The sequence below is a fragment of the Lactobacillus sp. genome (assembly GCF_014803895.1).
Genome location: NZ_JAAVAU010000025.1, coordinates 1 through 11,011 on the forward strand (window position 1 = coordinate 1; position 11,011 = coordinate 11,011).

Here is an 11,011-nt window from a genome sequence, read left to right on the forward strand (position 1 = left end):
AACTACCTTTTAGTATTAAGTAAAGAAAAGCCTGATTTAGATAAATTAGAAAAGTATGGCGTTGAAGGCACTGCTGCAACTAAAGATTATGATCAATTTCTTAATAATTTGATTGAAGGAAAAAGATATCGCTTTAGACTAACTGCCAATCCTACGCACCGCATTACTAATGCTACAACGGGTAAGTCAAGGGTGGTACCACACATCACGATTTTGCAACAAATAAACTGGCTTTTAGACCGGATGGATAAGCATGGCTTTGAAGTAGTTAAGTATAAGAATCTACATCCTTATCAAATAATTAAAAACAGAGAAGTATTAGATCAAAAAGAATACATCTATAAATTAGATGTTACTTCACGTGATTGGCCATTACTTCGTCGAAAAGGAAATAGTCGAGGAATGAAACTGAGCCGCGTAACCTTTGAAGGAGTTTTAGAGATTACTGACTTAGAAAAGTTTAAAGAGGCTCTTATTAATGGTATCGGTAGAGAGAAAGCATATGGCATGGGATTATTAACAGTAATTCCATTGGAAGATTAAAATGGAGAAAAATTTTGGAGCGAAAAAACCAGAGCTACAAGAGCTAGGTAGAGTTTCTGATAGAATAAGTTTTTTGTATTTAGAACACGCTCGAATTAATAGGCAAGATAGTGCGATTCAAGTTTCTGATAGTCAGGGAATTGTTAATATTCCGGTAGCGCTGTTAAGTGTTTTGTTGTTAGGGCCAGGTGTAGATGTTACCCATCGAGCTATGGAATTGATGGGAGATTCTGGGCTTGCAGTTGTGTGGGTAGGAGAATGGGGGGTTCGTCAGTATGCACATGGTTGTGCGCTTAATCATTCTTCACAATTACTCGAAGTGCAGGCAAAGCTAGTTTCTAATCGTAGAAGCCGCTTAGCTGTGGCAAGAAAAATGTATGAAATACGTTTTCCAGGTGAGGATTTTACTCATTTAACTATGCAACAGCTTCGAGGTAAAGAAGGTTCGCGGGTTAGAAAGATTTATCGAGAGCAATCTAAATTGACAGGTGTAGCCTGGACAAAGCGAGAATATAAGGTTGATAATTTTGAAGATGGTACAGCTATTAATAAAGCACTAACAGCAGCTCATCAGGCACTTTATGGATTAAGTTATAGTGTAATTGCTGCTTTGGGTGTTTCGCCAGGATTAGGATTTATTCATACAGGTCATGATTTATCCTTTGTGTATGATTTTGCGGATTTATACAAAGCAGATTATTCAATTCCAATTGCTTTTAAGACGACCGCTAAATATGGAGACCATGATATTGCGACTCACACTAGAATTGCGATGAGAGATGCATTTCGTAGTGGTAAATTACTTACTCAGATGGTTAAAGATTTAAAAAGTATTTTATTAGGGGATGCTGCTAAAGATAGTGAAGTAGTTCAAGTTTCTATGAGCTTATGGGATGATAGAGAAGGGTTGCAGAAGTTCGGCGTTCAGTATCATGAGGTAGAGTCATGATAGTTATTACCCTTACTAAAGTTCCAAAATCTTTGCGTGGAGATTTGACAAAATGGTGTCAAGAAGTTCAGAGTGGGGTCTATGTTGGAAACTTCAATGCACGAATTCGCGATTTATTGTGGGAGAGAATCCTATCTAACATAGGTAAAGGTGAGGCTACTTTAATTTATAGTACTAATAATGAATTAGGATATACCTTTAAAACTACACGAAAAGATAAAGAGATCATTGATTTTGATGGTATACCTTTGTTGAAGCAACTAAAAATGCAGCCGATTGCTCATGAATACGGTTTTAGTAAAGTGTCTCAGTATCATCAAGCTAGAAAATATAGAAAAAATGTAAGAATAGATAATATTTTTTCTTCGGTAGTATCAATTGATATAGAAACTACGGGATTAGATTTTTCAAAAGATGCCATACTATCTATTGGTGCAGTTAAGTATAGTCAGAAGAATAAAGATTATAAAAAATTTTATCGAATAATAAAATCAAATTGTAAGATTCCTAATGAAATTTCTAAACTAACTGGATTAACTCAAGCACTATTAGTTAGTGAAGGAGTTGGGATAGGGGATGCTTTAACTGATTTGAGAAAATTTATTGGAGATAAGTTAGTAATAGGATATAATCTATCTTTTGACTATAATTTTTTGGTTCGTGAATATAAAAAGTTGCATCGAAAAATTTTTATGAATGAGCTAAAAGATTTATTGCCGATAGTTAAAAAATCAAATATATTTTTAGATAATTATAAATTAAGTACAGTGTTAAGAGAATATAATATAACTAATCAGCATCCTCATCATGCGTTGTTTGATGCACGTGCTGTATTAGACTTATTGAAAAAACTAATTGAAAAGGGTAGAATCAACATTTAGGAAGGTTATAACAACGGGCTTTAATTACTGTATTCCCCACGAATGTGGGGTCATTCTAGAGTAATTTATAATCTACATAGATTATAAAGACTAACCGAGGCATTCATTCCTTTAGTTAGTCTTTTTTGTTTTTAAATCTTTTTTCAGTAGTAATTTAATTAATAAAATATATGGTACAAAAGTAGTCACCCTAGGAGATTCATAAAATTTTAGAGTAACTTATTTTTTGTTGCTAACTTATAAAATTTATCTATTTTAGTATCTATCTAGGTGCATTATAGTAAGTGAAAGGAGGAAAAATAGGAATAGGTTGGAGGTGATAAAAGTGTTTTGGCACAGACCTAAGCCTAAAAAGAAAAAGGCTACAATTACCATTCACATTAGAATAAAATTGGTAATTGTAACCTTCGAATTAAACCAAACCATCACAAAGTGGTGGTAAATGAAAGGGGAGGGATTGAGGCTCCCTTCCTTTTCATACACAATTATAGCATGAAAGGATTATTAAGATGAAAAAATTAATATTTGAATACTCAAACAGTGAAACAAAAACCGAAGCTAAATTGTGGTTCTATCCTGTTCGGTTTTGGGTAATCACTATTTTAGCTTTGGTTGGCTTTATAGTTTGGAAAGTGTGGTTTTAATGGCTAAAATAACTGAGGCAAAGAAAAAAGCAAACAAAAAGTGGAATGATAAGAATAAAGATAAGAACACTTTGTATAATTATCGTTCAAAAACTAAGAAATTTATTTTGGAAATGGCTTCTAAAGATGATTTAGAAGATATAAAAAGATATGTACTTGAAAGGAGAGGGAAGATTAAAGAGTAGTAAGACACAATTATAATTCTAAGGGATTAAGGGAGACCATCAGGGGACTAGTTCCCTGGTGGTCTTTTTTATGTATATTTTTTGGCATAATCTATTGTATTTTACTTCCTTATATGGCATTATATAAATGAAGGTTGAAAGAGAAAGGAGGTAAATAATTATGGAATGGAAAAGAGGTGAAAATATTGAAACTTTGGGCTTGGATAAAATCCAAAATAAAAAAGCCGGTCGAAGTAGAGATAGAGTTGCATTTGACTCTCTTCGTGATACCGACTTTAACAGTCCACTTCAAGTGGAAGTAATGGCAAGATGGGGAGGTTAAATCCCCTACTTGTTATACACAATTTTAACAAGCCTGTTTCAATAAGTAAATATGAAACGTTACAAATTCACAAAAACAATTAATGGAATTAAGTTTAAATTTGATTTAGACTTACGTCCTCGAGTTTTTATTTTTTTAATACTTGAACTAAGCATTTTGGGTTGGATAATCTCGAAGATACTATAATGAAAAAGAAAGAAATAATTATGAAAAATATTTTACAACAATACTTGGACCAACATAATGTAACCAGATATCAAGTTTATAAGGCTACAGGGATCGCTCAAACAACTTTATATAATGCGGTTGCACCAACTAAACCTTTATCAGGACAAACAGTGAAAGTGATAAGTGCAGTTGCTAAAACGTTGGGTAAGACACCGGGTGAAGTATTAGATGAATTAATTGAACTAGAAAAGTGATATAATAAAAGTTATATACGGAGTATAATAAAAAGCCTGCTAAATTTCAGCAGACTTTTTATTTTTGTTGCACGTTCAAAAGCGATAAATGTTGATGTATCAGTTGATTACAACGGTTATATAATACCTTGATTACGAACGCAAGTGGGGTCATCCTAGAGTAATTTGTAATCTATATAGATTATCAAGACTAACTGAGTGATTCTGATATGAACCCTAAAATTAGGACATATTATTGAGCACATCTTTCTTTTATGTAAGTATCTACTTCACGTTGTAATATTTTACATTCAATAAGCTTTTTGGCAAACTTTTCTCGTTCTTTTAATTCTTTTTGGAGTTCTGCTTTTGAATATTTATCTATAAAATAGCCAATTTCTGGTGGTCTATTGTTAGTAGTTAAAAGATTTAAACTATAACATAAACGATGAAAATAATTTCCTGAATCCTCAGCCAAACAAATCAAGTTATGACTCTAAGTAGTGATGATCCTTAATTAATATCATGTTAAGTTCTTGACTTAATGATATTAACTTTTAATATATTAATTTATTTACCACTACTTATGATTGTTGCATATTACGTAAAGCATCAGTCACAACTTTAGAAACATTAATTTTGTTTTTCTTAGCCCAATTATTTAAATTTTCTGGAATAGATACATTTCTTCTGACAGTTTTTATTTTGATTTAACCATTTATCCATATTCACAGGGACCCACATAATGAAATCATCCTTTTCAAGCTTCCATTTTCTAGGGTCTTGTACTTCTGGATATTCAGTATCAAAAATCATGGTGGCGATTGCATCTTCTGCATGTATCATCGCTTCTTGTAAACTGGTGCCATCGGTCACCATACCTTTAATATTAGGCGAAACAACGCTGAAATAATGTCCTGTTTCATCATTGCATTCTGTAACAATGACGGGATAGATAAGTTCCTTACTTTTTTCATTCATTAGATAATTTTAAAAGAATATGCCAAACAAACGAGTTGTAAAGTCGTTTAATTATAAATGATTCACTTTCTTTATTTATAAGACAAGTTTGTCATGCCTATTAAGTTTTGACTGAGCGTCTTGAATGATTATTGTTCCGTACGTTTGCTTAACTCTTCATCATACATCAAAATTTTTGCAATCTGGATGTAGAAGTTTTTTATGTCCATCACTTTTAGAAACTGATCTTTTAAGCATAATAAACCATTTTTAGTTTTGTTAGCGCATTCTTTTATTTCCTTTCCTTGATTTCTGTATAAATTATACAGAAAAGGCTATATCTAATGAAGAAAAGTACAAAATTTTTATACATAAAATATAAATAATATTTTTAACTTAATTTCATACATTACTTAAGATCCTCTGCACGATTTTTCATATAATTCATCAAATCTTTATTATTAGTAAAACCAGGAGTATTATCTTCAATTAAGCCCATATCTTTAGCTTCAGCTAAAAGAAGTGCTCTTTTAGTTTCTTTAGTAGGAGTATCGGAATTAGTGGTAAGAGAAAAGGGAATACCTTTTTGTTTAATAATTTGCTTAAAGTAGATTTTTATACTTGTTGAAACATCTAGACCTAATTCATCAAGTATTTTTTCACTTCATCATGATCTTTTTCGTTAGCGCGGTAACTATATGTATGTGACATAATAATACATCCTTTCTGTCTCTATAAATTTACTTTTATTATACTACGATATACATACATTGTATTTTTACTCTACTTAAACAAACATATTTTGAAGAAGGAATCGTTTCAATTTTTTCAATGAATTTCTTCTACTTTTATTTTTTTCTTGGTATATATTTATTTTATCTAATAAATTGCCTATAACTTTTTGTTCTTTATTAGATGGTATTTTAATCATAAATTTAGTAGAAAAATCTTTAACCACATGCGGAATATTAGGAGTGCGAAAATTAAAATAAATTTTATTTTGATTACTTTTTAAAAAATGATATAAGTAAGAACTTGAGTATTTAGGGAAATATGCTTTTAAAGTAGAATCTAAAGCATCTTCAATTCCACGATATACAGTACCGGATTTCGGGTGATGGGCTATGGTTATTTAACTAATGATGACTTTAGAACTACACGTGTTGCTATTCAGGCTAAACGTTGGAATATAAATAATATGATTTCATCCCCTGAAATTGACAAATTTAGAGGATCAATGGATAAATTTAGGGCTGAATATGGTGTATTCATTACTACATCTTCTTTCACTAGAGAAGCAGTTAAAGCAGCCCGTTCAGGAACTAGAATTATAACCTTAATTGATGGCGAAAAGTTATTAGATTTAACTGCAAAGTACCAAGTATTTGTTACTCCTAAGACTATATACGAGTTGGATAAAACATTTTTTAAATAAAGTTAGTGATCAGAGCAGCAAACTAAGCCATTACTAGTAGGGCTATATTGAAGTTAATAACTAAGCTCTATGGGGATGGGTTATAGCTTCTGGATAAACTGATTAATCTAGAGTATGAGAACTAAATTAAGTCAAATAAAAACGGCCTACTGAATTTCAGTAGGCTTTTTATTGAATATAGTTTACACTAAATAAGTACAGTATGGTATAATTAACAAAGTTATGGAGAGTTGGCAGAGTGGTAATGCACCGGACTCGAAATCCGGCGAACCGGCTTATACCGGCGCGCAGGTTCAAATCCTGTACTCTCCTTTTATAAAATTAAGATGTCGCTTAGCTCTAGGACTTAGCGGCATCTTTTTTGCTTTCCACAGAATAAAATTTACTAGCCATTAAAATGTGGCTTCATTTTTCATTTGTTCATAGCGTTCAGCTAAACTCATGTAGTAGTAAGGTTGGCTATAGACATGTGACAAACTTAATGTTACTACTGCTAATAATTTCCATGGCAAAAAGCTGATGATTAACTGCATATTTTCTTTCAGCCATGGCTTAGATATTTGAAAACTACGTCTAAGTACTTCAAAACTTGTTAGTTTAGGTTCATCAATAATTAATAAGAATATAGAAAAGAATAGTGATTCATACATTACATCTCCTAGATACCAAAGGATAATACTCAATAGTGTAAGCATTATTAATATAGGCTTGGTAAGAAATTGATTAATAATGAGACGATAATCAAAGGTAGAAAGTGTATGATGGTGTAAAAACCATATAAATATTGGTTTTGTTTGAAAGAGAAGAATGCTAATAGTTATTAAAGCAGGTATTAAGAAGCAGATACGAATAATTAAAGAATATGAGCTAAGCTTAAATATTTTTTCCCATGGAATTATATGACCATTTGTTAATTTATTTTCTTTTGTAAGATAAACTGCGAGACGCATAGCATTTTTGATTACTAGATATAGAAACATTAAGGGGAGGGCCAAAAATAAGGCAATTTTTTTGCTAATCTTGATTAGAACTCCAAATAATAAAATAAAGATCATTAAGATAATCATCTTATCCCAATTGCCATGTAACGACTGTTTGGCTTTCTTTTTATCATTAGACACTTTTTGATTTCCCATTGCTTATAAAATAACCTTTCATAATTATAATTACTAATAATTTTAGCATGGAAGATACTAAAAACGGTGATAGGTAGCTTTTTAACATAAGACAATAAAACCCTCTTACATAAATTTTACTGTAGGAGGGTTTTATTACGTTAAATTATCGATGACTTTTTGGCATTTTTTTGCGTTGTGAAAATAATTCTAAGATCAATTTAAATAAACCATAGACTACTAAAAAGATACCAACGAGTACAATAGTTTTTGTATTAAAGGAGTTGGGACTGATGATAATCATAATTCCTGCCGCAAAAGCTAGCAAACCTTCAATTGTATCAACAATCTTTTTGAAAATGAATGATGATCTTTTTAAAATAACCTGACGTAATTTTATATAGGCAAAGCCAATAAGGAAAATGCCTAAGACATAATGAGCTAAAAAGCCCAGTAATTTATTATTAGAAATAATGCCAATCGATAAGGCAAAAACTATCAAATATGAAATAATGAAAAAACGTTTTTGCTGAGTTTTAAATTTTGAAGTAGCAATATCTAAAATATGACTAGCACTCCAAAAAATTCCAAATAGTGAAGCTAGAAAACCAAATGAGCGATATGAATAGTTAGGGAAAGTTAGATTGATAACCCCTAAAATAATCATCCCCCAACCAATCAACGATTCTCGTGTAATGAAGAGTCGATCGAGATGTAAACCACGAATGCTAGACCAAATTGTGTGCCATAAACTACCTAAAACAAATCGCGTTCTACGAGAAGAATCAGTTAAGGAAAAGAGTATAGCACCAAAACCACCAAAGCCATTTTTATTTAATTCAGTTATTTTTTCGGATCCGCTGGCAGCTAGAGCACCAAATAAATCATTAGTTAATGATTCGCGTTCTTCTGGTGTAGCTTCTTCAATCCATTTATTAATCATTTGATTATAGATAACGGATTGTGGGTTGCGATGTTTACTAGTGACAAATTTGGAACTTTCTACTTCCCAGCTTAATGGATCGTGTTGAGCTAATTGTGTTCGATTAGAAACAACAATAGTAGCATCTTCGCCTTCTTCAGGCTCAAATAAGCGGCCAATAATACTGAATTCAGGGACATATCGTTTGATTTTCGTATGTACTTCATCGACTCGTTTACTTAGTCCTGGACTATCATAGGTATAAACGGCTGCTATTTTATTTTTTAAATTTGTAGGCAAGTTTAATGCAGCAAATTCTGCCAAATTTCCACCTTTAGAGTGTCCAACTAAAGTATATAATGTATCATCGTGAGAAATAATCTTTTGTACATATGATAAAGCAGCTGCTTGAGCTGCAGTAGTTTTAAAACTAATCTCGAAATCTTCTTTCCAGCCGACAATTGTGTCATCAGTTCCACGAAAAGCAAGATAATGTGTATTATCAGAAAGCCTAATTTTGATTGCGCTAAATTGAGTTTCATGAGTCAAAGTCTCTATATAAAAAGAGAGTTTAGCATCAGAGAAACGCTTAGACTGGGACATTAGTTTGAGTAATTCTTTTTGTCCTGGACTATTCTTGCGAAGTTGACCAGTTTTAAAATATTCTTGTGCAGCATCTTTGAGTGTAATTTCTTTATTATTATTGGAAACGATGCCTTTAAAATCTATATATGATAAAACAGCAAATACTAGCCCATCAACTTCTCCAAATGGGAGTGCATTAAGACTAATATCTCCACGCCATTTGATATAGGATAAAATATTATTTGTATTGTCCATATTTGTTATCCATCCTTTACTCTCATCTTTATTTTACCGCTTCTGGTGGGTAAGCTGCTACTTTTAGTTTATAAATGAATTGATTTAAAGTACACATAAACTCGGGTTGATTAGTTATGAATCAAAATTTAATTATTGTGAAGTGTGAATAATTGAATCATCTATTTTAATGTTTAGAGTTAAATATTATCTGCTAAAATTGTAAAATTTTTAAAAATATAAAATTAACAATTCTTAAACTTTTTATTGTTGCCATCTAAGTAATTGATAGCCTATAATATAAGCGTTGAATAAATTTTTTGCGATATTCGGAGGAATTCAACATTGAAGAAAAACGAAAAGAAACTTAGATTTTCAATTAGAAAATTAGCTGTTGGTGCAGCTTCAGTTGCTATCGGTGCAACCTTACTTGGCGTAGCTAGTCAAAACCAAGAAGTTCAAGCTGCTGATACTACTGCAACTACTTCGACTACTTCAAGCCAAGATTCTCTTAAAATTGAGAATATGACAGTGCATATGACTGATGCAGAATTTGCCAAAATTAATGATGATGGCTTTTTCAATGAAAACAGCACTAATGCTCAAATTGTGACTGATTTTGCAAAACAAGTTCAAACTGCAAATCCTGGTTATGAAGTAACTGCCGAAGCTGAACAGGGTGAAGTTATCGTTAAAAAAGATGGCACTACTGTTAAAACTATTAAAGTTGCAGAATACTTAGTAAATGCAGGTACACTTGCTACTACTACTAAATTCGTAACTCCAAATACTAGTGATGAGTTATTCGTTCCTGTTAAGGTTAAAAGTCTAACTTCATTAACTACGAGCGAATTTAGTCAAGTAGAAAAATTGATCAAGTCTTTGAACTCTAATGTTGAATCTGTTACTCAATCTGGTACTAAAGCAATTATTAAGTTTACTGATGGTTCAACTAAGAATCTTTCTAATAAGACTTTAGTAAACGAAGGTTGGATTAGTACTTTTAACAGAACTGGTAGTTTAAACACTTCTGCAACTACGGTTCGTCTTTCAGATGAAAAAGTTGTTGTAAAAGACGCTAAGAATTTAACTGATGAAGAAAAAGCTCAAGTAATTGAAAGCCTTGAAAATGCTAACAGTGGCCTTTCTGATAAAGCAACTATTAAGGTTTCCGATGACGGCTATGTCAGAGTTACTTTCAATACTACCCAAGGTGGTTTTACTTGGTTACAACCTAGTGATGTTATAACTACTGATACAACCACTAAGGTTAATGGTACTGTTAAGGTAAAGACGAATACTCGTTTGTATACTGAAGCTGGTAAAATTACCAAAACTACTGTAAAGAAAAATAGTAGTTGGAAGACTACTTCTAAGAAGATAATGAATGGTAAGACTTATTACCGAATTGATTCTAATAAGATGTGGATTCCAGCTTCTAGGGTAACATTTACTGCTACTAAGACAGCTGCTACTGTTAAGGTTACTTATAAATCTGCTAAGAACACAGTAACTATCAAGGATGGTATTACTAAAGTTTCACTTTATGACCATAACTTGAAGAAAGTTACTACTACTAAATCCGGTTCCACATTCTATACCACAATGGTAAGAATGGAAAATGGAAAGATTGTTGCTTACCGTTACAAGACTAACCAATGGATTAAAGTTAGCGATATTGCAAAAGTAGCTGCAGGTAAGACATCAACTACTTCTACTACTAAAACTACTTATCCTGCATATGCTGCAACTGTAGTACTTAAAGATGATGCGAAAAAGAAAGTATCACTTTATGATTACAAGTTAAGTAAGGTTACTGCTACACTTTCAAATGT

At 31.8% G+C, this 11,011-nt stretch carries 11 protein-coding genes, 1 tRNA gene and 3 pseudogenes; 9 read left to right on the top strand and 6 right to left on the bottom strand.

Going from position 1 to position 11,011, the window contains the following annotated elements:
- The 6 genes from cas6e to HDR40_RS07875 form a co-directional block, all read left to right on the top strand.
- The coding region (gene cas6e, locus HDR40_RS07850; RefSeq protein WP_290628075.1) for a type I-E CRISPR-associated protein Cas6/Cse3/CasE at nucleotides 1-543 on the top strand (543 nt) is incomplete at its 5' end.
- 1 nt (nucleotide 544) lies between these two features.
- A complete protein-coding gene (cas1e, locus tag HDR40_RS07855; protein ID WP_290627508.1) occupies nucleotides 545-1,492 on the top strand; it encodes a type I-E CRISPR-associated endonuclease Cas1e in 948 nt (315 codons plus the stop codon).
- Nucleotides 1,489-2,373 carry a type I-E CRISPR-associated endoribonuclease Cas2e gene (gene cas2e / locus HDR40_RS07860; protein WP_290627509.1) on the top strand — a complete coding sequence of 295 codons (885 nt, stop codon included), beginning with the start codon at nucleotides 1,489-1,491 and terminating at the stop codon, nucleotides 2,371-2,373. Before cas1e ends, cas2e begins: the two co-directional genes overlap by 4 nt.
- Before the next feature lie 643 nt (nucleotides 2,374-3,016).
- A complete protein-coding gene (locus tag HDR40_RS07865; protein ID WP_290628077.1) occupies nucleotides 3,017-3,202 on the top strand; it encodes a hypothetical protein in 186 nt (61 codons plus the stop codon).
- Nucleotides 3,203-3,362: 160 nt separating this feature from the next.
- Complete coding sequence (locus tag HDR40_RS07870; RefSeq protein ID WP_290628079.1) at nucleotides 3,363-3,524, top strand: hypothetical protein; 162 nt, start codon at nucleotides 3,363-3,365, stop codon at nucleotides 3,522-3,524.
- A gap of 185 nt (nucleotides 3,525-3,709) precedes the next feature.
- Nucleotides 3,710-3,946 (top strand): helix-turn-helix domain-containing protein, encoded by a 237-nt coding sequence (locus HDR40_RS07875; RefSeq protein WP_290628081.1) that lies wholly within the window; start codon nucleotides 3,710-3,712, stop codon nucleotides 3,944-3,946.
- 232 nt (nucleotides 3,947-4,178) lie between these two features.
- Here HDR40_RS07875 and HDR40_RS07880 read toward each other — a convergent pair whose 3' ends face one another.
- The 4 genes and pseudogenes from HDR40_RS07880 to HDR40_RS09940 all read right to left on the bottom strand — a co-directional run bounded on the left by HDR40_RS07880 (nucleotide 4,179) and on the right by HDR40_RS09940 (nucleotide 6,017).
- Nucleotides 4,179-4,403: a hypothetical protein gene (locus tag HDR40_RS07880; protein ID WP_290625315.1), complete on the bottom strand. Its 225-nt coding sequence runs from the start codon at nucleotides 4,401-4,403 to the stop codon at nucleotides 4,179-4,181.
- Nucleotides 4,404-4,509: 106 nt separating this feature from the next.
- A pseudogene (locus HDR40_RS07885) lies at nucleotides 4,510-4,906 on the bottom strand (type II toxin-antitoxin system HicB family antitoxin).
- A 580-nt stretch (nucleotides 4,907-5,486) separates the two neighbouring features.
- Nucleotides 5,487-5,540 (bottom strand): annotated as a pseudogene (locus HDR40_RS09935) (hypothetical protein); the annotation flags it as partial.
- Between the two features lie 132 nt (nucleotides 5,541-5,672).
- Complete coding sequence (locus HDR40_RS09940; RefSeq protein WP_365936759.1) at nucleotides 5,673-6,017, bottom strand: restriction endonuclease subunit S; 345 nt, start codon at nucleotides 6,015-6,017, stop codon at nucleotides 5,673-5,675.
- On the opposite strand from HDR40_RS09940, the pseudogene HDR40_RS07890 reads away from it, so the two are divergent.
- Together HDR40_RS07890 and HDR40_RS07895 are read left to right on the top strand one after the other, a co-directional pair.
- Nucleotides 6,006-6,320: pseudogene (locus tag HDR40_RS07890) on the top strand (restriction endonuclease); the annotation flags it as partial. The gene HDR40_RS09940 and the pseudogene HDR40_RS07890 overlap by 12 nt on opposite strands.
- A gap of 224 nt (nucleotides 6,321-6,544) precedes the next feature.
- A tRNA-Ser gene (locus tag HDR40_RS07895) sits at nucleotides 6,545-6,632 on the top strand.
- Nucleotides 6,633-6,712: 80 nt separating this feature from the next.
- Here HDR40_RS07895 and HDR40_RS07900 read toward each other — a convergent pair.
- Both HDR40_RS07900 and HDR40_RS07905 read right to left on the bottom strand, forming a co-directional pair.
- A complete protein-coding gene (locus HDR40_RS07900) occupies nucleotides 6,713-7,441 on the bottom strand; it encodes a DUF975 family protein (protein WP_290625317.1) in 729 nt (242 codons plus the stop codon).
- Nucleotides 7,442-7,601: 160 nt separating this feature from the next.
- On the bottom strand, nucleotides 7,602-9,197 hold the full coding sequence (locus HDR40_RS07905) for an Mbeg1-like protein (RefSeq protein ID WP_290625319.1): 1,596 nt from the start codon (nucleotides 9,195-9,197) through the stop codon (nucleotides 7,602-7,604).
- A gap of 324 nt (nucleotides 9,198-9,521) precedes the next feature.
- Between HDR40_RS07905 and HDR40_RS07910 the strand changes: the two genes are divergently transcribed.
- Nucleotides 9,522-11,011, top strand: a 1,490-nt coding sequence (locus HDR40_RS07910; protein WP_290628083.1) for a YSIRK-type signal peptide-containing protein, incomplete at its 3' end; no start/stop codon positions are given.

Excerpts from the sequence above, each read along its gene's own strand:
- cas1e (WP_290627508.1), top strand. The coding sequence starts at position 545 with ATGGAGAAAAATTTTGGAGCGAAAAAACCAGAGCTACAAGAGCTAGGT.
- cas2e (WP_290627509.1), top strand. The coding sequence starts at position 1,489 with ATGATAGTTATTACCCTTACTAAAGTTCCAAAATCTTTGCGTGGAGAT.
- HDR40_RS07865 (WP_290628077.1), top strand. The coding sequence starts at position 3,017 with ATGGCTAAAATAACTGAGGCAAAGAAAAAAGCAAACAAAAAGTGGAAT.
- HDR40_RS07870 (WP_290628079.1), top strand. The coding sequence starts at position 3,363 with ATGGAATGGAAAAGAGGTGAAAATATTGAAACTTTGGGCTTGGATAAA.
- HDR40_RS07875 (WP_290628081.1), top strand. The coding sequence starts at position 3,710 with ATGAAAAAGAAAGAAATAATTATGAAAAATATTTTACAACAATACTTG.
- HDR40_RS07905 (WP_290625319.1), bottom strand. The coding sequence starts at position 9,197 with ATGGACAATACAAATAATATTTTATCCTATATCAAATGGCGTGGAGAT.